This window comes from Achromobacter pestifer (genome assembly GCF_013267355.1).
Taxonomy (GTDB): domain Bacteria; phylum Pseudomonadota; class Gammaproteobacteria; order Burkholderiales; family Burkholderiaceae_B; genus Achromobacter; species Achromobacter pestifer_A.
The window spans coordinates 2776746-2800562 of sequence record NZ_CP053985.1 but is presented as its reverse complement, the minus strand read 5'-3'; the positions used below and the strand labels follow the sequence as shown (position 1 = coordinate 2800562).

At 66.2% G+C, this 23817-nt stretch carries 22 protein-coding genes; 12 read left to right on the top strand and 10 right to left on the bottom strand.

What is annotated here, in order from left to right:
- Positions 1-132: 132 nt before the first annotated feature.
- The 5 genes from FOC84_RS13600 to FOC84_RS13580 all read left to right on the top strand — a co-directional run bounded on the left by FOC84_RS13600 (position 133) and on the right by FOC84_RS13580 (position 4912).
- Positions 133-1329: a PLP-dependent aminotransferase family protein gene (locus tag FOC84_RS13600; protein WP_173144851.1), complete on the top strand. Its 1197-nt coding sequence runs from the start codon at positions 133-135 to the stop codon at positions 1327-1329.
- 108 nt (positions 1330-1437) lie between these two features.
- Complete coding sequence (gene ubiA / locus FOC84_RS13595) at positions 1438-2364, top strand: 4-hydroxybenzoate octaprenyltransferase (protein ID WP_173144850.1); 927 nt, start codon at positions 1438-1440, stop codon at positions 2362-2364.
- Positions 2365-2480: 116 nt separating this feature from the next.
- Positions 2481-2885, top strand: a complete 405-nt coding sequence (locus FOC84_RS13590; protein ID WP_173144849.1) for a DUF1090 domain-containing protein — start codon at positions 2481-2483, stop codon at positions 2883-2885.
- A 308-nt stretch (positions 2886-3193) separates the two neighbouring features.
- Positions 3194-3586 carry a DUF4148 domain-containing protein gene (locus tag FOC84_RS13585; RefSeq protein WP_088143440.1) on the top strand — a complete coding sequence of 131 codons (393 nt, stop codon included), beginning with the start codon at positions 3194-3196 and terminating at the stop codon, positions 3584-3586.
- Between the two features lie 201 nt (positions 3587-3787).
- The gene (locus FOC84_RS13580) at positions 3788-4912 is read left to right on the top strand and encodes a saccharopine dehydrogenase family protein (protein ID WP_173144848.1); all 1125 of its coding nucleotides are present in this window, start codon (positions 3788-3790) and stop codon (positions 4910-4912) included.
- Between the two features lie 48 nt (positions 4913-4960).
- On the opposite strand, the gene glcC is transcribed toward FOC84_RS13580, so the two are convergent.
- Positions 4961-5725, bottom strand: coding sequence for a transcriptional regulator GlcC (glcC, locus tag FOC84_RS13575; RefSeq protein WP_173144847.1), 765 nt, complete (start codon positions 5723-5725; stop codon positions 4961-4963).
- Between the two features lie 239 nt (positions 5726-5964).
- Between glcC and FOC84_RS13570 the strand changes: the two genes are divergently transcribed.
- The 3 genes from FOC84_RS13570 to FOC84_RS13560 all read left to right on the top strand — a co-directional run bounded on the left by FOC84_RS13570 (position 5965) and on the right by FOC84_RS13560 (position 9981).
- Positions 5965-8139 carry a malate synthase G gene (locus FOC84_RS13570; protein WP_173144846.1) on the top strand — a complete coding sequence of 725 codons (2175 nt, stop codon included), beginning with the start codon at positions 5965-5967 and terminating at the stop codon, positions 8137-8139.
- Between the two features lie 114 nt (positions 8140-8253).
- The gene (locus FOC84_RS13565; RefSeq protein ID WP_173144845.1) at positions 8254-8871 is read left to right on the top strand and encodes a TetR/AcrR family transcriptional regulator; all 618 of its coding nucleotides are present in this window, start codon (positions 8254-8256) and stop codon (positions 8869-8871) included.
- Between the two features lie 249 nt (positions 8872-9120).
- The gene (locus FOC84_RS13560) at positions 9121-9981 is read left to right on the top strand and encodes a cysteine hydrolase (protein WP_173144844.1); all 861 of its coding nucleotides are present in this window, start codon (positions 9121-9123) and stop codon (positions 9979-9981) included.
- A gap of 80 nt (positions 9982-10061) precedes the next feature.
- Here the strand turns inward: FOC84_RS13560 and FOC84_RS13555 are convergent, their stop codons facing one another.
- From FOC84_RS13555 to FOC84_RS13535, 5 genes are all read right to left on the bottom strand, one after another.
- Positions 10062-10658: a TetR/AcrR family transcriptional regulator gene (locus tag FOC84_RS13555; protein WP_173144843.1), complete on the bottom strand. Its 597-nt coding sequence runs from the start codon at positions 10656-10658 to the stop codon at positions 10062-10064.
- 130 nt (positions 10659-10788) lie between these two features.
- Complete coding sequence (locus FOC84_RS13550; RefSeq protein ID WP_173144842.1) at positions 10789-11094, bottom strand: DUF4148 domain-containing protein; 306 nt, start codon at positions 11092-11094, stop codon at positions 10789-10791.
- Positions 11095-11177: 83 nt separating this feature from the next.
- Positions 11178-11483, bottom strand: a complete 306-nt coding sequence (locus FOC84_RS13545; protein WP_173144841.1) for a DUF4148 domain-containing protein — start codon at positions 11481-11483, stop codon at positions 11178-11180.
- Between the two features lie 361 nt (positions 11484-11844).
- A complete protein-coding gene (gene ssb / locus FOC84_RS13540; protein ID WP_173144840.1) occupies positions 11845-12366 on the bottom strand; it encodes a single-stranded DNA-binding protein in 522 nt (173 codons plus the stop codon).
- Positions 12367-12643: 277 nt separating this feature from the next.
- Positions 12644-13861, bottom strand: a complete 1218-nt coding sequence (locus FOC84_RS13535; RefSeq protein ID WP_173144839.1) for an MFS transporter — start codon at positions 13859-13861, stop codon at positions 12644-12646.
- Positions 13862-14047: 186 nt separating this feature from the next.
- On the opposite strand from FOC84_RS13535, the gene uvrA reads away from it, so the two are divergent.
- Both uvrA and FOC84_RS13525 read left to right on the top strand, forming a co-directional pair.
- Complete coding sequence (gene uvrA, locus FOC84_RS13530) at positions 14048-16903, top strand: excinuclease ABC subunit UvrA (RefSeq protein WP_438800874.1); 2856 nt, start codon at positions 14048-14050, stop codon at positions 16901-16903.
- A 33-nt stretch (positions 16904-16936) separates the two neighbouring features.
- Positions 16937-17599, top strand: coding sequence for a glutathione S-transferase family protein (locus FOC84_RS13525; RefSeq protein WP_173144837.1), 663 nt, complete (start codon positions 16937-16939; stop codon positions 17597-17599).
- Positions 17600-17606: 7 nt separating this feature from the next.
- Here FOC84_RS13525 and FOC84_RS13520 read toward each other — a convergent pair whose 3' ends face one another.
- Positions 17607-18509 carry a LysR family transcriptional regulator gene (locus tag FOC84_RS13520; protein ID WP_173144836.1) on the bottom strand — a complete coding sequence of 301 codons (903 nt, stop codon included), beginning with the start codon at positions 18507-18509 and terminating at the stop codon, positions 17607-17609.
- Positions 18510-18637: 128 nt separating this feature from the next.
- Here FOC84_RS13520 and FOC84_RS13515 point away from each other — a divergent pair, with 128 nt between their 5' ends.
- On the top strand, positions 18638-19639 hold the full coding sequence (locus FOC84_RS13515) for a tripartite tricarboxylate transporter substrate binding protein (protein ID WP_173150139.1): 1002 nt from the start codon (positions 18638-18640) through the stop codon (positions 19637-19639).
- 23 nt (positions 19640-19662) lie between these two features.
- Positions 19663-20856 carry a M20 aminoacylase family protein gene (locus FOC84_RS13510; RefSeq protein WP_173144835.1) on the top strand — a complete coding sequence of 398 codons (1194 nt, stop codon included), beginning with the start codon at positions 19663-19665 and terminating at the stop codon, positions 20854-20856.
- A gap of 41 nt (positions 20857-20897) precedes the next feature.
- Here the strand turns inward: FOC84_RS13510 and FOC84_RS13505 are convergent, their stop codons facing one another.
- The 3 genes from FOC84_RS13505 to FOC84_RS13495 are packed head-to-tail and all read right to left on the bottom strand — an operon-like array spanning position 20898 to position 23619.
- On the bottom strand, positions 20898-22025 hold the full coding sequence (locus tag FOC84_RS13505) for a deoxyguanosinetriphosphate triphosphohydrolase (protein ID WP_254241969.1): 1128 nt from the start codon (positions 22023-22025) through the stop codon (positions 20898-20900).
- A gap of 23 nt (positions 22026-22048) precedes the next feature.
- Positions 22049-23125 carry a 3-dehydroquinate synthase gene (gene aroB / locus FOC84_RS13500; RefSeq protein WP_173144834.1) on the bottom strand — a complete coding sequence of 359 codons (1077 nt, stop codon included), beginning with the start codon at positions 23123-23125 and terminating at the stop codon, positions 22049-22051.
- Positions 23122-23619 carry a shikimate kinase gene (locus FOC84_RS13495; protein WP_223283394.1) on the bottom strand — a complete coding sequence of 166 codons (498 nt, stop codon included), beginning with the start codon at positions 23617-23619 and terminating at the stop codon, positions 23122-23124. Before FOC84_RS13495 ends, aroB begins: the two co-directional genes overlap by 4 nt.
- Positions 23620-23817: the final 198 nt, after the last annotated feature.

Here is a 23817-nt window from a genome sequence, read left to right as displayed (position 1 = left end):
GCTTGGCGCCATTAAGGGGGCCGGGCCGCTGCCGTGTGGGACAATAGTTTTTTGCCGAATGTTTTTTCCGCCGGGCAACCCAAGGGATTAGCCGCCCGTATTTTCCTACCCTTCTTGATCAAGAAGCACTCCATGGACAAGCCTCTCGAACCTGCGTTTTCCTTTTCGGAACGCGCCCAGCAACTCACCAGCTCCGCCATCCGCGAGATCCTCAAGGTAACCGAGCGCCCCGAAGTCATCTCGTTCGCCGGCGGCCTGCCGGCGCCCGGCGGCTTCCCGGTAGAGGTAGTTCGCGCGGCATTCGACAAGGTACTGTCCACCAACGGCCGCGCCGCCCTGCAGTACGGCCCCACGGAAGGCTTTGCGCCCCTGCGCCAATGGGTCGCGGACGATCTGAACAAGGCTGGCGCCAGCGTCGCCGCCGACCAGATCCTGATCGTGTCGGGTTCGCAGCAAGCGCTGGACCTGTTGGGCAAGGTGCTGATCGACAAGGACAGCAAGGTGCTGGTCGAAGACCCCAGCTACCTGGGCGCGCTGCAGTCGTTCAGCCTGTACCAGCCCAACTTCGTGCCGGTGCCCACCGACGAAGGCGGCCTGATCCCGGAAGCCATCACGCCTGAACTGGCCGACGGCGCCCGCTTCCTGTACGCCCTGCCCAACTTCCAGAACCCCACCGGCCGCACGCTCAACCTGGAGCGCCGCATCGCGCTGGTCAAGCGCGCCGCGGAGCTGAACCTGACCATCGTCGAGGACGATCCCTACGGCGAACTGCGCTACGCAGGCGAGCCGCAGCCCGGCCTGATCGCGCTGGCCGCCGAGTACGGCGCCAACGTCGTGCGCCTGGGCACGTTCTCCAAGGTGCTGGCCCCCGGCCTGCGCCTGGGCTACATCGCCGCCGCGCGCCCGCTCATCAACAAGCTGGTGCAAGCCAAGCAAGCCACCGACCTGCACACGCCCACGCTGACGCAGATGGCCGTGCATGAGATCGTCAAGGACGGCTTCCTGGAAGAACATTTGCCCAATGTGCGTGAAATCTACCGCGCCCAGGGCAGCTGCATGCTGGAAGCCATCAAGCAGGAATTCCCTGACACCGTCAGCTGGACCAAGCCGGAAGGCGGCATGTTCATCTGGCTCACGCTGCCCGAGCACATCGACAGCACCAAGCTGCTGGAAAAGGCCATCGCGCAAAACGTGGCGTTCGTGCCCGGCGCGCCGTTCTATTGCGGCGCCGGCAAGACCAACACGCTGCGCCTGAGCTTCGCCACCGTGCCGGAAGACAAGATCCGCCGCGGCATCGCCATCCTCGGCAAGCTGCTAAAGGCCGAATAAAGGATCCCTCCCCGAAGCGCCTCTGGCGCATCGAAGCGGCGGCCGGGCGCGATGCCCGGCCGCCGTTGTTTTATGCTCTTGGTTTTCCCATTCCGTTTCGCCGTGACAGTGAGCGCCCCCCAACCATCTCCCGTCGACCTCAGCGACATCGTCTTCACCGACTGGGTCGAACGCTGGCTGCCCAAGTCCTGGCGGCCCTACGCCCGCCTGTGCCGCCTGGACCGCCCCATCGGCACCTGGCTGACCCTGCTGCCGGCCATCGCCGCGCTGGTCCAGGCCGCGGGCGGCCTGCCGGACCTCGGGCGGCTGATCGTGTTCTCGCTGGGCGCGCTGCTGATGCGCGGCATCGGCTGCACCGTCAACGACATGTGCGACCGCAACTTCGACAAGCACGTCGAGCGCACGCGCTTCCGCCCCCTGACCAGCGGCCAGCTGACGATGAAGAACGCGGTCTGGTTCCTGCTCGGGCAGTTGCTGGTCTGCGGGTCGCTGCTGTTCTTCCTGAATGAAATGAGCCGCTGGCTGGCGCTGGCCGTGCTGCCCTTCGTCTTCGTCTATCCGCTGTGCAAGCGCGTCACCTACTGGCCGCAAGTGGTGCTGGGCATCTGCTTCAACTGGGGCATGCTGATGGCGTGGTCGGACACGCAGAACCACGTGCCGCTGGCCGCCATCGCGATGTGGGCGGGCGCGGTGCTGTGGCAGGTCGGCTATGACAGCATCTACGCCTACGTGGATGTGCGCGACGACCGCAGCCTGGGCCTGCATTCCACTGCCATGCGCTTTGGCGACCAGGGCAAACTCTGGATCGGCGGCTTCTATCTGGCCACCATCGTGCTGTGGGCCTGGGGCGGCTACGCCATCGGGCTGTCGTGGGCCTACCAGGTCGGCATGGTGGCCGTGGCGGCACACCTGGCGTGGCAGCTGAAGGTCTTCGACATCCAGCGCCCTGACCGCAACTTCATGCTGTTCCGCGCCAATCTCTGGCTGGGCGCCCTGCTGGTCGCCGCCGCGCTGGCGGGTACGCTGATCCGCTAAAAGCCGCATCAGCGCCGCACGGGTGGCCGCGCTGATGCCCCGTTGACGCCGCGCATTGCCGGCGGCGCCGACTGGGGCCATGATGTAGCCTCCGCAACGCACTACGGAGACCACGCATGCCCTCACTGCTCAAATCCCTGGCCTTGACGGCCGCCGCAGCCGCCGCGTTCGTGGCCATTCCGGCACAGGCCGCCAGCGATTGTTCGGCCCAGCGCGGCTGCGCCGCCAAGTTCTGCGCAATCGAAAACGACATCGCCGCTGCCAAGGCGCAGAACAATACCCGCCGCGAGGCCGGGTTGCGCAAAGCCCTGGCCGAAGCCAAGGCGAACTGCACCGACAGCCGCCTGCAATCGCAGCGTGAAGCCGAAGTGCGCGACAAGCAAAACAAGGTCGCCGAGCGCGAAAGCGAGCTCAAGCAGGCCCGCGCCAAGGGCAAGCAGGACAAGATCGACAAGGCCCAGCGCAAGCTGGACGAAGCCCAGGCGGAGTACAACGCCGCGCTGGTCGAACTGAACCGCTGATTCCCCTCCATGCCAGCCCCCGGGGCATTCCCGGGGCTGCGCGCACCATTCCCCCCGCCGCCAGACCTCCGCCCCTCCCGGGTGGACTACCTCCTATGGTGTCATCAAATGGAAATTCCACCATCCATGGTGCCATTTGGTTAAATAGAAACCTATTAGTCTTCTTTTTGGAAAGATGTTTTCAGAGAATCAGGGTTTATCCGGAGATGATTTGCGCCCAGAATGCATCTCATCGGGACACAGCAAGCGAACCCCAGGCAGTTAGGCCAGCGGTTCGGCTCCCAAGCTCAAGACACCGGAGGTCTGCTATGAAAACCCTTGCTACCGCTTTGATGCTGTCCATGTCCGTTCTGGCTGCCGGCGCCCAAGCCGCCGAGGCTGATCAGGGCCCGACCCGCGCTCAAGTCCAGGCCGAACTGCAACAAGCCAAGATTTCGGGCCAATACACCTTCGGCGAAGAAGGCTACCCCGCCGCCATCGCCCCGAAGTCGACCCTGACCTCGCAGCAAGTGCAAGCTGAACTGCAACAAGCCAAGAACGCCGGCGAAGTGACCTTCGGCAACCTGGACTACCCGCCCGTCGCCGCCGCTGAACAAGCCACCTCGCTGACCCGCGCCCAAGTCCGCACCGAACTGGCCCAGGCCAAGTCGGAAGGCCTGGTCACCTTCGGCAACCTGGACTACCCGCCCCTGGGCAGCTGATCCCCCCCTGGCCTCCCCGGCCAGGCAGCGCCCCGAAGCCCTCCGGCCCCAAACCGGAGGGCTTCGTTTTGACGTTTCGACATTAATTTAAGTCGATTTAACGTTACCTACAGCCGATTCGACTATTTAGTCTCTACACATCGACAGCGCCCGCGCATAGGATGAGCTCACCCACTCTCCCTTCCATGCAGGAGCCGCACCATGTCCACCGCCTCTCGCCGGCCCGTCCTACTCCTGGGCGCCGGAAAAATCGGTTTCGCCATTGCCCTGATGCTGGAACGCAGCGGCGGCTACTCGGTGCTGGTTGCCGACCTGGACCCCGAGCGCCTGCGCGTCGTGGCCGAACTGGGTTGTGAAACTCGCCAGATTTCCGATGACGACAGCGTGGCGCAATGCATCGAAGGGCGTTACGCGGTGATCAACGCACTGCCCTTTCACCGCGCCGCCGCGGTGGCCGGACTGTGCGCCAAGGCTGGCGTGCACTATTTCGACCTGACCGAAGACGTGGCCAGCACGCACGCCATCCAGGCGCTGGCGGAAAACGCCCGCAGCGTGCTGATGCCGCAATGCGGCCTGGCCCCGGGTTTCATCGGCGTGGTCGGCAACGCGCTGGCGCGCCGCTTCGATACCCTGCTGGATCTGCGCATGCGTGTGGGTGCGCTGCCACGCTACCCCTCCAACAGCCTGCGCTACAACCTGACCTGGAGCACCGAGGGGCTGATCAACGAATACTGCAACCCCTGCGAGGCCATCGTCGACGGCCAACTGACCAGCGTGCCCGCGCTGGAAGGCTACGAGACCTTCGCGCTGGATGGCGTGGAATACGAGGCCTTCAACACCTCGGGCGGACTGGGCACCCTGCCCGCCACGCTGCTCGGTCGCGCCCGCAACGTGGACTACAAATCGGTGCGCTACCCGGGCCACTGCAGCATCATGAAACTGCTGCTCAATGACCTGCGCCTGCGCGACCGCCGCGACCTGCTCAAGGAAATCTTCGAAGCCGCCATCCCCACCACCGAACAGGACGTGATCGTGATCCAGGCCTCGGCGTCCGGCCGCCGGCATGGACGCCTGGAAGAAGAGTCCTACCCCATCCGCATCTTCGGCGCGGAAGTCGACGGCCATCGCCTGAGCGCCATCCAGCTATCCACAGCGGCGGGCATCTGCGCCGCGCTGGACCTCGTGGCACAGGGCGCCTTGCCGCAGCGCGGATTCGTGGGGCAGGAGACTATCGACCTGGATGCGTTCGTCAACAACCGCTTTGGCCGGGTCTACGCGGGCAAGCCGCTGGCGCTGGCGGGCAGCGGCGCCATGGCCGACCGCTGAACCAGGACGCGCGCCCTCTGGCGTCCTGCCCCGCAAGAGCACGGGACGCTAGCTCCAGCCTTCCAGCCGCAGCGTCGCGCGCACCAGGCGCTGCTCTTCCTGCTCGATATCGGCCAGGCTCTGGCGCACGCTGTCGACGTGGTCCGCGGCCGCCTTGCGCGCCTGCTCGGGCTGGCGCGCCGTCACGGCATTGAACAGCCGCGTGTGCTGCCGGTCGATCTGGCGCTTCTCGGGTTGGCGGTGGTACAGGTTGTTGACACAGGCAAAGACCGAGCCCAGCAGCAGGTCCGTCAGCGATTGCAGCGTGTGCACCAGCACCGGATTGTGCGAGGCCTCGCAGATGGCCAGGTGAAAGGCGTGGTCCAGATGCGCGTGCGTCGCCGTATCGGTGGCCGTGCCCTGCGCCGCCACCATTTCGTCATAACGGCGGCGGATCATGATGAAGTCCGCCTCGGTGCCGCGTATGGCCGCCAGCCTGGCGGACTCGGCCTCCAGCAGCGAACGCACTTCCAGCAGATCGTAGAGCGTGCGCGGCTGGGAATTGAACAGGTGCATCAAGGGGCCCGCGTCCACCTTGGAGATGTGCGCCACATACGAACCCTTGCCCTGCGCGGTATGGATGATCTCGCGCGCGCGCAGCAGCTTCAGCCCTTCGCGCAAGGCTGTGCGCGACACGCCCAGTTTCTCGGTCAGGCGCCGTTCGGAAGGCAGCGCCTGGCCCGCCTTCAGCACTCCGTCCAGAATCAGGCGTTCGATCCGCTCGGCGACCTCGTCCGCCACCTGGCGGGGCTTTTCTTCAATTTCCGCGTACATGCACTCTCCGCACCAGTGGTATGACCAAGCGCAGCCCCAATTGGAACCCTTGCATCACACCCCCGTAAGTAGCTGATATAAAACCATAAAAAATACGGTTTTGCCCATACGGCAGTGCACAAACTGGTATGACCAGTGGGTTTTGATATGGACATTGCGGCAGGCGCGAACGATGATGTCGGGACCAGATATACGCCCGGCGCGCGGCGTCGGCCAGTCCCTTACCGCTAGAGAACCGCATGACTCAACGCATCCAGCACCACGGCCTGCAAGTGGCGGCCAATCTCAACCAATTCATCGAACAGGAAGCCCTGCCCGGCACCGGCCTGGATGCCGACGGCTTCTGGCAAGGCTTTGCGGCCCTGGTGGACGACCTGGCCCCCAAGAACCGCGCCCTGCTCGCCGAACGCGACCGCCTGCAAGCCGAACTCGACGCCTGGCACCGCGCCCACCCCGGCCCCATCGCCGACCCGGCCGCCTACCGCAAATTCCTGGAAGGCATCGGCTACCTGCTGCCGCAGCCGGCCAGCGTGCGCGCCACCACCGACAACGTCGACACCGAGATCTCGCAGCAGGCCGGCCCTCAGCTGGTCGTGCCCATGTCCAACTCGCGCTACGCGCTGAACGCCGCCAACGCGCGCTGGGGCAGCCTGTACGACGCGCTCTACGGCACTGACGCCATCCCCGCCACGCCCGGCGACACCGGCCGCGGCTACAACCCCGAACGCGGCGCCGCCGTCATCGCCCGCGCCCGCGCCTTCCTGGATACCGCCGCCCCGCTGGCCCAGGGTTCGCATGCCGACGCCCGCGGCTACAGCATCGAGAACGGCCAATTGCGCGTGGCGCTCGCCAACGGCTCGACCGGCCTGAAGAATCCCGCGCAGTTCACCGGCTACCAGGGCGAAGCATCCGCGCCCACCGCCATCCTGCTCAACAACAACGGCCTGCACTTCGAAATCCAGATCGACCGCAGCCACAGCATCGGCGCGACCGACGCCGCCGGCGTCAAGGACGTGCTGGTGGAAGCCGCGCTCACCACCATCATGGACTGCGAGGACTCCATCGCCGCCGTGGACGCCGACGACAAGGTCCACGTCTACCGCAACTGGCTGGGCTTGATGAAGGGCGACCTGACCGAAGAGGTCACCAAGGGCGGCAAGACCTTCACCCGCAAGCTCAACGCCGACCGCGACTACACGCGTCCCGACGGCTCGCCGTTGACCCTGCACGGCCGTTCGCTCATGTTCGTGCGCAACGTCGGCCACCTGATGACCAACCCCGCCATCCTGGACCGCGAGGGCCGCGAGATTCCCGAAGGCATCCTGGACGCCGTGGTCACCAGCCTGGCCGCGTTGCAGGACCGCAAGCACAAGCTGAACTCGCGCACCGGCTCCGTCTACATCGTGAAGCCCAAGATGCACGGCCCCGTCGAAGCCGCCTTCGCCAGCGAGTTGTTCGATCGCGTCGAAGACCTGCTCAAGCTGCCGCGCAATACCCTGAAAATGGGCATCATGGATGAAGAGCGCCGTACCAGCATCAACCTCAAGGCCTGCATCGAAGCCGCCGCCGCGCGCGTGGCCTTCATCAACACGGGCTTCCTGGACCGCACCGGCGATGAAATGCACTCCAGCATGGAAGCCGGCCCGATGCTGCGCAAGGGCGACATGAAGTCCACCGCCTGGATCGCCGCCTACGAACGCAACAACGTGCTGGTCGGGCTGGACGCGGGCCTGCGCGGCCGCGCCCAGATCGGCAAGGGCATGTGGGCCATGCCGGATCTGATGGCCGCGATGCTGGAACAGAAGATCGCCCATCCCAAGGCTGGCGCCAACACCGCCTGGGTGCCCTCGCCCACCGCCGCCACGCTGCATGCGCTGCACTACCACCAGGTCGACGTGCAGGCGGTGCAGCAGGAACTGGAACGCACCAAGCTCGACAGCGTGCGCGACGACCTGCTGGGCGGCCTCTTGACCGTGCCGATCGGCGACCCGTCCAAGTGGTCCGCGCAGGACATCCAGCAGGAACTGGACAACAACGTCCAGGGCATCCTGGGCTACGTGGTGCGCTGGATCGACCAGGGCGTGGGCTGCTCCAAGGTGCCGGACATCCACAACGTGGGCCTGATGGAAGACCGCGCCACGCTGCGCATCTCCAGCCAGCACATCGCCAACTGGCTGCGCCACGGCGTGACCAACCGCGAGCAGGTCATGGAAACCTTCAAGCGCATGGCCAAGGTGGTCGACGGCCAGAACGCGGGCGACGCGCTCTATCGCCCGATGGCCGGCAACTTCGATACCTCGCTGGCGTTCAAGGCGGCTTGCGCGCTGGTGTTCGAAGGCCTGACCCAGCCCAACGGCTACACCGAGCCGCTGCTGCACAAGTACCGCCTGGAGTTCAAGGCCGCCCAGGCCTGATTCCGGCGCGCTTGCCACAACAAGACCGGACAGCCAGGCTGTCCGGTTTTTTTTCGGGGCGTGACCCTGAAAAATAATAGCCGAATTTTCGCACGATCGTGCTAAATTCGCCGCATGACTGCCAAAACCGAGAAAAGCGAGCTGACCTTCGCGGCCATTGTGGACGCGGCCCTGGACATGGCCGCGGCGCAGGGCATGGAAAGCCTGTCGCTCGGTCAGGTCGCCAAGCGGCTGGGCATCAGCAAGAGCGGCGTGTTCTCGCGCGTGGGTTCGCTGGAAGCCTTGCAGCAGGCGGTGCTGGACGAATACGACCGCCGCTTCGTCGAGGCCGTCTTCACGCCGGCCATGGCTTTTCCCCGCGGCCTGCCGCGCTTGAACGCCCTGGTCTCGCTCTGGATCGAGCGCGCCAGCAATGTCGAAACGCTGACCGGCTGCATCTATGTGGCCGGCGCCTTCGAGTACGACGACGTGGAATCGCCGCTGCGCTCAGTGCTGGAAGGCAATCTGCGGCGCTGGCGCGCCGCCATGCTGCGTACGGTCAACCAGGCACTGGAGGCCGGCCACGTCAGGCCGGACACGGATCCCGAGCAGCTCGTGTTCGAGGTCTACAGCCTGATGATCGGACTGATGCACGACGCCCGCTTCCTGCGGGATCCGATGGCCCCTCAGCGCGTGCGCGCGGCTTATGAACGATTGATTTCCACCTACCGCAGTTTCAAGTACCTCGAGTAGTTGTATTTCCTAGCGCCGGCCTGTGCCGGCAATTCTTCACTTTAATTTCGCACGATCGTGCGAAATTATAAGGAGCCTGACATGTGGATCGTTATCGCAGTGATCGCAGTTTCAGCGGGGGCCAGCGTCTGGCTGCAGTGGCGCGCACTGCTCAGGCAGTTGCCGGACTGCGCCGAGCATCTGGTACTTTTCTAGAATGACATGGCCATCCCGTTCTATATTTCGAGTTCGCCTGTCCCGAACGTCGTCATGCCGCGCTCCAATCACCTCCTGATCATCGATCCGCAGAATGACTTCTGCGATCTGCCTGAGTCCTACCTGCCCACGGATCCCGTGACAGGCGCGGCGCATGCACCCGCCCTGCCGGTGGCCGGCGCCCACGCCGACATGCAGCGGCTGGCGCGCTTCATCGACGCCACCGCCCTCACCCTCACGTCGATCACGGTGACGCTGGATTCGCACCACCGCCTGGACATCGCCCACCCGACCTTCTGGTCCACCGGCGACGGCCAGCCCGTGGCCCCGTACACGCAGATCACGGCGGCGCAACTGCGCGCGGGTGCATACCGGCCGCGCCACGACGACGACCTGCCGCGCACCCTGTCCTACCTGGACGAACTGGAAGCCCGCGGCCGCTACACCCTGATGGTGTGGCCGCTGCATTGCGAGATCGGCACCTGGGGCCACAACGTCCACGCGGACGTGCGCGCCGCCTACAGCCGCTGGGAAGACGAACGCCAATTCATCGTGCGCAAGGTGCCCAAGGGCATGAATCCCTGGACCGAGCACTACAGCGCGCTGATGGCCGAAGTCCCCGACGCCGACGATCCGCGCAGCCAGCTCAACCGCAGCCTGCTGGATTCGCTGGACCGCGCCGAACTCATCCTCATCGCCGGCCAAGCCGGCAGCCATTGCGTCAAGGCCACCGTCGAGCATCTGGCCGAGCACTTGCCCGGCCGCGACCTGTCGCGCCTGGTGTTGCTGACCGACTGCATGAGCCCGGTCGCGGGCTTCGAAGAGGCGCAGGCGACATTCCAGCGACGCATGCGCGACTTGGGGCTACAGGCGCGCACCAGCGTCGACATGGCGCGGGCGCTGCTCGCGGCCTGATCCCGGCGCGTAAAGACAACGGCCGCCTGCTTGCGCATGGCGGCCGTGGTTGATGGGCTGCTTGGATCGGGAAGGAACGATCAGGCTGCGCCGCCGTGCTTGCCGTCGCACTCCACGTACAGGGCGCCGATGGCCTCGCACAACGCCGCGGGCTGTTGGAACAGGCGCGCAATCAGTATGCAGCCCTGCACCGTCGCAAACACCGCGCGGCCGGCCGCCTCGGGAGTGCCGGAGAACTTCATCGTGCCCTGCGCCGCGCCTTCTGCCAGCACTCGGGCCAGCCAGGCTTCGTGCGCGCGGAAGAACCCTTGCAATGCGCCGCGCACGCGTTCCGGCAGCGAATTGACCTCGGCCGCCAGCATGCCGGCCAGACAGAGTTCGCCCGAACCGCAGGCGCGCGACTCCATCATCGACAGATATTGATCGAGCTGCTCTTGCGCCGACAGCGAGGCATCGATGGCGCGCACCGCAGCCAGCGCCCGTGCGCTATAGCCTTCGACGGCCTCGTAGAGCAAGTCGTCCTTGCCCGGAAAGTAATAGTGGATGCTGGACGTCTTCACGCCCACGTGTTCAGCCAGGTCGCGGTAGCTGAAACCGTTGCATCCGCGCGTGCGGATCAGCTTCTCGGCATGGGCCAGAAGCTGCTCGCGAGTGGTGTTGGAAGTAGGAGTGTCCATGGCTGAATATTACCTACTAATAGGTTGATTCGTCATCGGTTCCGGCAGCGTTGCCACTGCTCCAAAACCCTTGCGGACCCCGGCCGGGAATCATCCCGCCCCCCGGGATCCGCATGTACCGGCATGAAGCTCAGCCTTGCACGGGCGGGTAGTCCAGCTCGCCGCTGCCCGTCAGGCCATGGGCGCGGGCGGCCGCCAGTTCCTGCTGCACTTGCTTGCGGGTCTTGTCGCCGGCCGCGGCAAACATCGTGGCGGCGTAGCCTTCTTCGCCAGATACCAGTTCGCCATTGGCGCGGGCCTGGGCCAACTCTTGCTGCACCTGAGCGCGGGTCACCGTGCTTTCGGTGTTCAGGGGAGGCGGATAGTCCAACTCGCCGGCTTGGGCGGCGCCGATGAAGGAAGCGGACAGGATCAGGGCGGATACGAGGGTCTTCATGGTTGATCTCCAGTAAGGATCGGATGCTGCATCAGGGTTTCGATGGAGCTATCTACTTATAGATAGATATCGAGGAAAAAAACTCAGCCTTGCACGGGCGGATAAGCCAGTTCGGCGCTGTCGGTCAGGCCTTGGGCGCGGGCGGCGGCCAGTTCCTTCTGGACCTGAGCGCGGCTCTTGTTGCCGGAATCGGCAAAGATCGTGGCGGCGTAGCCTTCTTCGCCAGACACCAGTTCGCCATTGGCGCGGGCCTGGGCCAGCTCTTGTTGCACCTGGGCGCGGGTCACCGTGCTTTCGGTGTTCAGGGCGGGCGGATAGTCCAGTTCGCCAGCTTGGGCGGCGCCAATGAAGGAAGCGGACAGGATCAGGGCGGATACGAGGGTCTTCATGGTGGATCTCCAGATAACGATTGCGTAGCGGTTCGAAAAACTATCTACTTATAGGTAGATGACTGGGGAAATAAAAAAGCGGTCCTACTGTATTTCTGGTTTCGACGTCGGCGGGTGTTTGGTTTGCTGCGTCGATGGATGAATCTTATCTACTACTAGGTAGATAGCGCAAGAGGGTTTTGTGAAACAAAATAATTCAGGCGCCGTCAGGGACGTCATTTCACCCTGCGCCTGAATGGGGCGCCCTGCCCGCCAATCGGCCTCTGGAACGCCTCGGCCCGCGCTGCCGTCAGGGCAACAAAAAACCCGGTAAATCAGGAAGTTACCGGGTTTTTGTTGAAGCCTGATGCCAGGCTGCGGCTTAGAACGGAATATCGTCGTCCATGTCCGCCAAATTAGCGCCGCTGCTGGCCGGAGCCGCCGCGGGAGCCGGGCGCTGCTGCGGGGCCGGGCGTTGGGCCGGGGCGCGTTGCTGCGGCGGACGCGAGGGCGCGTCGTCGTAGCCGCCACCGCCGCCAAAGCTTGCGCCACCGCCACCGCCGTCTTCGCGGCCGCCCAGCATCTGCATCTGGTCGGCGACGACTTCGGTGCTGTAGCGGTCGGCGCCGGTGTCCTTGTCTTGCCACTTGCGCGTCTTCAGGCGGCCTTCGATGTAGACCGAGCGGCCCTTCTTCAGGTATTCGCCGGCGATTTCAGCCAGGCGGTTGTACATGACGACGCGGTGCCATTCCGTTTCTTCGCGGCGTTCGCCCGAAGCCTTGTCTTTCCAGGTGGAGGTGGTGGCAATGGACATATTGCAGATTGCCGCCCCTTCGGGGCTGTAGCGGACTTCCGGGTCGCGCCCCAGATTGCCCACGAGTATGACTTTGTTAACCGATGCCATGCCGTTGTCCCTCTGTTGTTGACAGCCTGCGTGTGCGTTGCCGCGGACGCGCCGGCAACAACATAAAAGCGATGTTGAAGACCGGCTTCATGAAACACGCCGGTCACCGCAACGATGACCGGCGACGCCAGGTTGAAGCCTGAGTGAAGCCCTAATTTGGTACGTATTATCGACGAAAAGCGCCTGTCGCGCCAAACCGGAATGTGACAAAGCCATCCACCCCGGCTATGGGATTTTCGCGTCTGTTGGGCGCTTTTCGAGGTGGGATCCCGACTTTTCAGCTGGCCCGCGCCGACGCCTGGCGGTCCGGCTCGGGCAGCGGCCGCAGCGCCCAGGTCACCGCCAGCCAGATCGCCGACAGGACGGCGGCGGCGATGAAAACGGCGCTGGACCCCGAGCGGGCGGCCAGCCAGCCGCCCAGCGCCCCGCCCGCGAACAGGCCGGCGGCCTGGGCGGTGTTGTAGAAGCCCAGCGCCAGGCCTTTGTAGGCCTGTGGCGCGACCCGCGACACCAGCGACGGCTGCAAGGCTTCCAACACGTTGAAGGCCACGAAGAAGCCCGTCAGGGCGGCGGCCAGGGTGTAGAAGCCATGGCTGGCCGCGGGCAGCAAGGCGCACACCAGCACCAGCCCGGCCACGGCCGCGCGCAGGGCGCCGCGATGGGCGCGGCGCTTTTCCGCGACGAACACCACCGGCACCATCAGCACGAAGGAAACCAGGATGACCGGCAAATAGACCTTCCAGAGTTCGCGCGCGTCCAGGCCGCCCACCTTCGCCAGCAGGGCCGGCACCACCACGAACAGCGCCACCTGGATCAGGTGCAGCACGAAAACGCCGAAGTTCAGACGCAGCAGGTCGCTGTGGGTCAGGACTTCGCGCGGCCTGGCTGCCTGCATGGTGCGGGCCTGGGTCAGCGGCACCACGGGCACGACCCAGCCGGCCACGGCCAGGCAGATCACGCCCAGGCAGGCGATGGTCCAGAACAGGCCGGACAGGCCCCACCAGCCCACCAGCACGGGCGACAGGACCAGCGAAACGGCAAAGGACAGGCCGATCGACCCGCCCACCATGGCCATGGCGCGGGTGCGGACCTCGTCGCGGGTGGAGTCCGCCAGCCAGGCCGTGACCGCGGCGGAAATCGCGCCGGCGCCCTGGATGGCGCGGCCAATGGTGATCCAGTACACGTCGGACGCCTGCGCACAGACGATGCTGCCCGCCACGAACAGCAGCAGGCCGAACAGCACCACGGGGCGGCGGCCCCAGCGGTCGGACGCCAGGCCGAAAGGAATCTGCATGAAGGCCTGGGTCAGGCCGTACATGCCCAGCGCCAGGCCGACGCGGGCGGGATCGTCCCCGCCCGGCATGCCGGCCGCGGCCACGGCGAAAACGGGCAGCAACAGGAACAGCCCCAGCATCCGCGCGGCGAACAGGCCGGCCAGCGCCACGCTGGCGCGGCGCTCGGACGGGGTCAATTTCAGTTTTTTATCTGCCTGCATGCGAAAAATTCAACGATGACTAGGGCTCGTTCGCGCGCGTGGATGTCACACGCTCACGGTCTGATCTGGCGGTGCGGCGCCGCCCCCGGGGCTATCCAGGCTGAAGTACTGCCCCGAACGCTAGGGGATTCGGCGCGCTATAGTACCAAGTTGGCCTTTGAAACCGCTTAAAAGAGCCCGATGGACGTGACAATACGCATTCGGGGTGCGCGCACCCATAATCTCAAGAACGTCTCGCTCGACCTGCCACGCCACAAGCTGGTGGTCGTCACGGGCTTGTCCGGCTCGGGCAAATCCTCGCTGGCATTCGACACGCTGTACGCGGAGGGCCAACGCCGCTACGTGGAAAGCCTGTCCGCCTACGCCCGGCAGTTCCTCCAGCTGATGGACAAGCCGGACGTGGACCTGATCGAGGGCCTGTCCCCGGCGATTTCCATCGAGCAGAAGGCGGCGGGCCACAATCCCCGCTCCACCGTCGGCACCATCACCGAGATCCACGACTACCTGCGCCTCCTCTACGCGCGAGTCGGCACGCCCTACTGCCCCGACCACGGTCTGCCGTTGCAGGCGCAAAGCGTCAGCCAGATGGTGGACGCGGTCCTGTCCTGGACGCCCGAGACCCGCCTGGCCGTGCTGGCGCCGATCGCGCGCGGCAAAAAGGGCAGCTACGAGGACGAGTGCGCCAGCCTGCAGGCGCAGGGCTACGTGCGCCTGCGCGTGGACGGTCAGATGACCGAAATTGACGGCATGGCGCCGCTGAAGAAGACCGAGAAGCACGATATCGACGTCGTCATCGACCGGCTGCGCATCAAGCCCGAGAGCAAGCAGCGCCTGGCGGAAAGCTTCGAGACCGCGCTACAGCTGGCCGAAGGCCGCGCCCTGGCGCTGGACATGGACAGCGGCCGCGAACAGGTCTTCTCCAGCCGCTACGCCTGCCCGGTATGCAGCCACAGCCTGCCCGAGCTGGAACCGCGCCTGTTCAGCTTCAACAACCCCATGGGCGCCTGCCCCAGCTGCGACGGCATCGGCCAGGTCGGCTTCTTCGACCCCAAGCGGGTAGTCGCCTTCCCGGAACTGAGCCTGGCGGCCGGCGCCATCCGCGGCTGGGACCGCCGCAACGCCTTCACCCATTCGCTCCTGACCAGCCTGGCGGCGCACTACGAATTCGACATCGAGGCGCCCTTCGAGGAACTGCCCGAGGCGCTGCGCGACAAGGTGCTGTACGGCTCCGGCGACGAAGAGATCTCGTTCCTCTACCTGAACGAGAAAGGCCGCAGCACGGTCAAGCGCCATACCTTCGAGGGCGTGATCCCGAACCTGGAACGCCGCTGGCGCGAGACCGATTCGGCTACGGTGCGCGAAGAACTCGGCAAGTACCGCAACATCAAGACCTGCCCGGACTGCGGCGGCTCGCGCCTGCGGCCCGAGGCCCGCAACGTGCTGATCGGCCAGGATCCGCGCGGCGGCGAACGCCACGGCCAGGCCATCTACGAGGTCGAGGCCATGCCGCTGTCGACCTGCCTGACCTGGTTCCGCGACCTGAGCCTGACGGGCGCCAAGCAGGAAATCGCGCAACGCATCGTGCGCGAGATCGAGGCGCGCCTGAGCTTCCTGAACAACGTCGGCCTGAACTACCTGTCGCTGGACCGCAGCGCCGACACCATCTCGGGCGGCGAAGCGCAGCGCATCCGTCTGGCCAGCCAGATCGGCTCGGGCCTGACCGGCGTCATGTACGTGCTGGACGAGCCCTCCATCGGCCTGCACCAGCGCGATAACGACCGCCTGATCGGCACCCTGCAACACCTGCGCGACCTCGGCAACAGCGTCATCGTCGTGGAACACGACGAAGACATGATCCGCATGGCCGACTGGGTCGTGGACATGGGGCCAGGCGCGGGCGAGCACGGCGGCCAGGTGGTGGCGCAGGGCGACCCGGAGACCGTGCAGCGCGACCCGAATTCGCTGACCGGCCAGTATCTCAGCGGCGCGCGCGCCATCGCGATTCCGGCGCGCCGGCCCGTCAACGACGAACTATCCTGGCTGACCCTGTCGGGCGCCAGCGGCAATAACCTCAAAGATGTGGAACTGCGCATCCCGTCGGGCCGCCTGGTGTGCGTGACCGGGGTGTCCGGATCGGGCAAGTCCACGCTCGTCAACGACACGCTAGCGGTCGCCGTATCGCGGCAACTGCATCACGCGCAAAGCGAACCCGCCCCCTACGTGTCGATGCTGGGACTGGAGAACTTCGACAAGATCATCAGCGTGGACCAGAGCCCCATCGGCCGCACGCCGCGCAGCAATCCGGCCACCTACACCGGCCTGTTCACGCCCATCCGCGAACTCTTCGCGGGCGTGCCGGAGGCGCGCACCCGCGGCTACGACCCGGGTCGCTTCAGCTTCAACGTCAAGGGCGGGCGCTGCGAAGCCTGCCAGGGCGACGGCGTGGTCAAGGTCGAGATGCACTTCCTGCCTGACATGTACGTGCCTTGCGACGTTTGCCACGGCAAGCGCTACAACCGCGAAACGCTGGAAATCCGCTATCGCGGCCGCAACATCAGCGAAGTGCTGGATCTGACGGTCGAGCAGGCGCTGGAGTACTTCGAGTCCGTGCCGGCCATCGCCCGCAAGCTGCACACGCTGATCGATGTGGGCCTGTCCTATATCCGGCTGGGCCAGAGCGCGACCACCCTGTCGGGCGGCGAAGCGCAGCGCGTGAAGCTGTCGCAGGAACTGTCGCGGCGCAGCACCGGCCGCACGCTCTACATCCTGGACGAACCCACCACCGGCCTGCACTTCCGCGATATCGAGCTGCTGCTGCAAGTGCTGAACCAGCTGGTCGACAGCGGCAACACGGTGCTGATCATCGAGCACAACCTGGACGTCATCAAGACCGCGGACTGGGTGGTCGACATGGGCCCGGAAGGCGGCGACGGCGGCGGCCACGTGGTGGCGCAGGGCACGCCGGAAGACGTGGCCGACACGCCCGCCAGCCACACGGGACAGTATCTGGGCAAACTGCTGCGCCGCGGCGCGGGCGCGTGAACCATCACATCAACGGTTAGAGAGGATCGTCGCATGTACACCTTGATCATCGGCAACAAGAACTACTCGTCCTGGTCCCTGCGCCCCTGGATCGCCTTGCGCGCCGCGGGCATCCCGTTTACCGAGCAAAAGCTCGGCTTCTTCACCGAGGAATTCTCGCGCCGCGTGAACGCGGTATCACCGGCGGGCCTGGTGCCGGTGCTGCTGGATGGCGAATTCGCGGTTTGGGACACGCTGGCGATCTGCGAATACCTGGCCGAGCGCCATCCCGAAGCCCGCCTGTGGCCGCAGGCTCCCAAGGCACGCGCCCGCGCGCGCTCGCTCACCGCGCAGATGCACAGCGGCTTTGGCGCGCTGCGCCAGGCGCTGCCCATGAACGTCGAGGCGCGGCTACCCGGCATCGCGTTCCCCGAGGCGGCGCTACAGGACATCTCGCGCCTGCAGGCCATCTGGCATGACACACGCGCGGAATTCGGCCAGGGCGGACCGTTCCTGTTCGGCGACTTCTCGATCGCCGACGCCTTCTTCGCACCGGTGGTCTCGCGCTTCAACACCTATGGCATCGCGGCGGCGGGTCCGGTGCGCAGCTACATGGACGCGGTACTGGCGCTGCCCGCCATGCAGGAATGGACCCGCGACGCGCTGGCCGAAGCCACTTTCGTGCCCGAGGACGAGCCCTACCGCAAGCACCGCTAACGCGCGTTCAATCGCGCAGGCGCTGGGCCACGAATTCGCGCACCAGCGCCATGGCGGGCGCCTCGGTGCGGCCCGTCAGGGTCACCATCGCGAACAGCGCGTGGCTGCGCAGCGGCGGGTCGGTAGGCAGCTCTGTCAGCTCGCCTGCGGCGATGCCGACCCGCGCCGCGCCCACGATGCCCAGGAACACCGCGTCCGACACGCGTACCGCTTCCAGCACGCTGCCGATTTCATCGCAGCGCAGGCGCATCGAGGTCTGCGGGTCGGCCTCGACGCCGAAATGGTCGACCACGATGCGCACGGTATCGGCCGCGAGAAACGTGGATGCCAGGGGATAGGCCGCAACCTCCGCGAAGCGCGCCGGCCGCCCCGCCTGTGCCAGCGGATGGCCGCGGCGGCAGATGAACCCGGCGCGCATCTCCGAGATGGGCTCGATGCGCAGGTCGGCCGCCGGCACGATGCCCCGGGTATCGACCACCAGCGCATCCAGGCGCCGCTGGCGCAGCAGCGCCAGATGGGCTTCTGGCGAGCCGCGCATCACGTCCAGCCGCAATTGCGGATAGTGCTGCGCCACGTGCGCCAGCAGCGGCGTCATGAGCATGACGCCCGGCCCCGATCCCAGCCCGATGCTGATGCTGCCCTGGTCTCCCTGGGTCAGCAGTTCCGCGCTGCGGCGCAGCTCGCCGGATTCGAACAGGATGCGCCGCGCGCGGCTGGCGACGGTCAGGCCCAGCGGGGTCAGCTCCGTGCGCTTGCCCATGCGGTCCAGCAGCCGCGCCCCCAGGTCATCTTCCAGCAGGCGGATGCTGCGGCTGAGCGCCGACTGGGTCAGATGCAGATGTTCGGCCGCACGGCTGAAGGAACCGGCCTCAGCCACCGCCAGCAGATGTTCGAGCTGCTTGAGGTTCATGCCCGAGCCCCCGTACAAGTATGAGTTTTTTTTCTAGCTTCCAGAATAACAATTCGTTAGACAACTAGCGAGGCCTGTCCCTAGCATGCGGATCACGACTAGATCATTCCAAGGGGAATTTCGTGAGCATGCTTTCCAATGGTCTGCGCCTGGCCGGCTGTGCGCTGGCGCTGGGCGCGGCACTGCTGGGCCAGGGCGCCCGGGCCGCAGACTATCCCGACCGGCCCGTCATGATGATGGTTCCCTACCCGGCCGGCGGCGCGTCCGATTCCATCGCCCGGGTCGTGGCCTCGCCCGTGTCCAAGCAACTGGGCCAGCCCGTGCTGGTGGAAAACCTGGGCGGCGTCAGCGGCGCGCTGGGCGCGCAGAAGGTGCTGGGGGCCAAGGCCGATGGCTACTACCTGTTCCAGGGCTCGCCCAATGAGCTAATCCTGTCCCCCATTGCCAACCCGGCGGTCAAGCTCAAGAGCGAGGATTTCCGCCTGGTGCAGATGATAGGCATGGCGCCCCTGGTGATCGTGGCGCGCGCCGACCTGCCCGCCAACAATGCGGACGAGCTGGTCGCGCTGGCGCACTCGCGCTCGGCCACCCAGCCGCTGACATTCGGCAGCGTGGGCGTGGGTTCGCTCTACCACGTGCTGGGCGAACACATGGCCCGCACCATCGGCGCCAACATGATGCACGTGCCCTACAAGGGCGGCGCGCCGCTGATGCAGGACATCGGCGGCGGCCAGGTGGACCTGGCCATCCTGCCGCTGTCGCAGCAGCAGGTGGCGCTGGCCGAGCAAGGCCGCATCAAGCTGCTGGCCACCCTGGAGCCGCAGCGCAGCCAACTGCCCTCGCTCAAGAGCGTGCCGTCGGTCAACGAAGGCCAGCTGCTCAAGGGCTTCAACTTCACCACCTGGACCGGCTACTTCGTCAAGCGCGACACGCCGCAAGACGTGGTGTCGCGGCTCAATGCCGCGCTCAACGCCGCGATGCAGGATCCCACGGTGAAGGACAGCCTCGCGCACCAGAACATCGAAGTCTCCGCCCCCATGAGCGCGGAACAGGCCGACGCCATGTACCGCGCCGAGACCGAGCGCTTCCGCGAAATCTCCAGCCACATGAAACTGGCCGGCAGCCAATGACCCGATTCCAGGACCTATCCGACATGCATCCCATCCTGCAGGCCATGACCGCCCAGGCCGGCGAGTTCGTCTCGATCCGCCGCGACATCCACCGCCACCCCGAACTCGGCTTCCAGGAGTTCCGCACCAGCGACCTGGTGGCGCAGTGCCTGACGCAATGGGGCTATGAAGTGGAACGCGGACTGGGCGGCACCGGCGTGGTCGGGCAGCTGCGCCGCGGCAGCGGCGGCAAGCGCCTGGGCCTGCGCGCCGACATGGACGCCCTGCCCATCCAGGAAGCGACCGGCCTGGAGCACGCCAGCTGCAACGAAGGCGTGATGCATGCCTGTGGCCACGACGGCCACACCGCCATGCTGCTGGCGGCCGCGCACCACCTGGCCAGGCATGGCGACTTCGACGGCACGCTCAACCTGATCTTCCAGCCCGCCGAGGAAGGCCTGGGCGGCGCCAAGCGCATGATGGAGGACGGGCTGTTCCGCAAGTATCCCTGCGACGCCATCTTCGCCATGCACAACATGCCGGGCCATCCGCAAGGCCGCCTGCTGCTGCGCGATGGTCCCGCGATGGCCTCTTCGGACAACGTCACCATCGTGCTGGAAGGCGTGGGCGGGCACGGCGCGATGCCGCATTGCGCCGCCGATCCGGTGGTGGCTGGCGCCGCGATCGTCATGGGCCTGCAAAGCATCGTCGCCCGCAACATCGATCCCCTGCACATGGCGGTGATCACGGTCGGCGCGTTCAACGCCGGCCGCGCCAACAACGTGATTCCGCAGACCGCCACGCTCAAGCTGAGCGTACGCGCGCTGGATCGCGGCGTGCGCGACACGCTGCAGGCGCGCATCACCGAACTGGTGCACAGCCAGGCCGCCAGCTACCAGGTGCGGGCAACCATCGACTACGGCCGCGGCTATCCCGTGCTGGTGAACACCCGCGAAGAAACCGATTTCGCGCGCCAGGTCGCGGTGGAACTGGTGGGCGCCGACCAGGTGGAACCGCAGACCCGGGCGCTGACGGGCAGCGAGGACTTCGCCTTCATGCTGGAAGAGGTGCCCGGCTCCTATCTGCTGGTGGGCAACGGCGATGGCTCGGCGGAGGGCTTCAACAGCGGTCACGGCGCCTGCATGGTGCACAACCCTGGCTACGACTTCAACGACCACAGCCTGCCCGTGGGCGCGGCCTACTGGGTGCTGCTGACGCAGCGCTATCTGGCCGGCTGAAGCGCCCGCGGCCTGCGCCCGCACCTTTGCGGGCGCGGGCCTCAAGCCATCTCGAACAGGCGCTTGTGTTCGCGGATGGCGTAGCGGTCGGTCATGCCGGCGATGTAGTCGGCGATGGCGCGGGCCTGCTCGTTGAACGCCGGCCGGCGGTAGTCGGGCGGCAAGAGGCGCGGATCGTCCAGGAATGCGGCGAACAGCTCGCGCACGATGCGCCGCGCCTTGGTCGTCATGCGCAGCACGCGGTAGTGGCGATACAGGTTGTCGAAGAGGAATTTCTTCAGCTCGTCGGCCTCGCGCCGGATCTCGGGCGAGAACGTCGCCAGCAGCGGCGCACGGCGCACGTCATCAACGGTGGCGGGCGCGAACTCGCGGATGCGCGCCAGCGAGGTCCGCGTCAGGTCGACGATCAGCGTGTTGATCATGCGGCGTATGGTTTCCGCCACGGCGCGGCGCGCCGCCAGCCCGGGATAGCTTTCCAGCACATGGGCGTGGTGGCGCTCGAAGATCGACACTTCCTTCAGCTGTTCCAGCGTGATCAGGCCCGACCGCAGGCCGTCGTCGATGTCGTGGTTGTTGTAGGCGACTTCATCCGCCAGGTTGGCCAACTGCGCTTCCAGCGAGGGTTGGGTGCGGTCCAGAAAGCGCTGGCCCACGTCTCCCAGCTGGCGGGCATGCGCGGCCGAGCAGTGCTTCAGGATGCCTTCCCGCGTTTCGAAACACAGGTTCAGGCCGTTGAAGTCCGCGTAGCGTTCTTCCAGTTCGTCCACCACCCGCAGGCTTTGCAGGTTGTGCTCGAAGCCGCCGGCCTCGGGCGCCAATTCGCGCATGCAGGCGTTGAGTTCATCCTGGCCGGCATGGCCGAACGGCGTGTGGCCCAAGTCATGCGCCAGCGAGATGGCTTCGGTCAGGTCTTCGGACAGGCCCAGGCTGCGCGCCAGCGTGCGCGCGATCTGCGCCACTTCCAGGCTGTGGGTCAGGCGGGTACGGAACAGGTCGCCTTCATGGTTGACGAAGACCTGGGTCTTGTATTCCAGGCGCCGGAAGGCGCCGGAATGGACGATGCGATCACGGTCGCGTTGGAACTCCGTCCGATTTTCCGGCGGCGGCTCGGCGTAGGTCCGCCCGCGCGATTGAGACGGGTGGGATGCATAGGAAGCCAGTTCTTTCATCTGCAACACCGTCTCCTGCGTGTCTATTGGGTGGTGCGGGCCAGGACGGCGCGCACGGCGTCGTCGGGAGCCGCGCGCATCACGGCCTCGCCGATGCGGGGCATGAGCACGTAGCGGATCGAGCCGCCTTCGGTCTTCTTGTCGACCTGCATCAGGTCCAGCCAGCGGTCGGCGCCCAGGTCGGGGGCCACCACGGGACAGCCGATGGCCGTGACCAGCGCCCGCACGCGTTCCACGTCGGCGCGCTCAAAGCCCGCGACGTCGGCCGACAGCTCGGCCGCCTGCACCATGCCGCAACCCACCGCTTCGCCATGCAGCCAGGCGCCGTAGCCCAGGCCGGACTCGATGGCGTGGCCGAAGGTGTGGCCCAGGTTCAGGATGGCGCGCAGGCCGGACTCGCGTTCGTCCTTGCCCACTACCTGCGCCTTCAGCTCGCAGGAGCGGCGAATGGCGTAGGTAACGGTGTCCGGATCCAGCGCGCGCAGCTTCTGCGCGTTTTCCTCGCACCAGGACCAGAAGGCCGGGTCCAGGATCAGGCCATACTTGATCACTTCGGCCAGGCCCGCGGAGACCTCGCGCGCCGGCAGCGTGTTCAGCACGTCGGTATCTATTTCGACGGCGACCGGCTGGTAGAACGCGCCGATCATGTTCTTGCCCAACGGATGGTTGACGGCGGTCTTGCCGCCCACCGACGAATCGACCTGCGACAGCAGAGTCGTGGGGACCTGCAGGAAGCGCACGCCGCGCATGTAGACGGCGGCCGCGAAGCCGGTCATGTCGCCGATGACGCCGCCGCCCAGCGCCACCAGCACGCAGCGGCGGTCCAGGCGGTTGCCCAGCAGCGCGTCGAAGATCAGGTTCAGCGACTGCCAGTCCTTGTAGGCCTCGCCGTCGGGCAGTTCGATGCGCAGCACCCGCTTGCCGGTCCGGGCCAGCGCCGCCTCGGCGCGCTCGCCGTACAGGGCGGCGACGGTCGGATTGGTCACCACGGCGATCGCGGTGGCGTCGGCGGGGATGCTCTGGTCCAGGGCGTCCAGGCGGCCGGGACCGATATGGATCGGGTAGCTTCCGCCCGGGGTGTCCACGTGTACTACGTTCATATGCGCTTCTCGAAGGCTTGCAGTTGCGGCAGCAGCGCCTTGACCAGGGTGTGTATGGGCATGGCGCCCGTCTCCACCACCAGGTCGGCCACTTCCTTATAGAGGGGTTCCCGCAGGGTCATGAGGTCGCGCAGCGTGCCGCGCGGATCGGCCGTGGCCAGCAGGGGACGGTTGCGGTCGCGGCAGGTGCGGCGGAACAATTCGTCCACGCTGGCTCGCAGGTAGACCACGATGCCGCGCTCGCGCAGGCGCTGGCGGTTTTCCGGCGCCAGGATGGCGCCGCCGCCGGTGGCAAGAATTATGTTGCGCCGTTGGGTACACTCTTCCAAGGCGGCAGATTCCCGGCGACGAAAACCGGCTTCGCCCTCGATTTCGAAGATTACCGGCACCCGCACGCCGCAACGCGCCTCGAGCTCATGATCCAAGTCCATAAACTCGCGCCCCAGCGCACGCGCCAGGCCACGCCCTATGGTGGTCTTGCCCGCGCCCATCATCCCGACCAGGAAAACCGGCAGGTCATGCGGCAACGTGACGGCCTTGCCTGTGCACTCGAGCGTGCAAGGCAGGTTTTCGGGCGTCTCGCCGGAGGACGCCGGGTCCGGGTCAGCCTCCGGACATGAGTTAGCGGAAAAGTTCATGACGGCATTATCACATCAGCCGCCAGTTGCCCGCCTACCACACTGAACGATTTT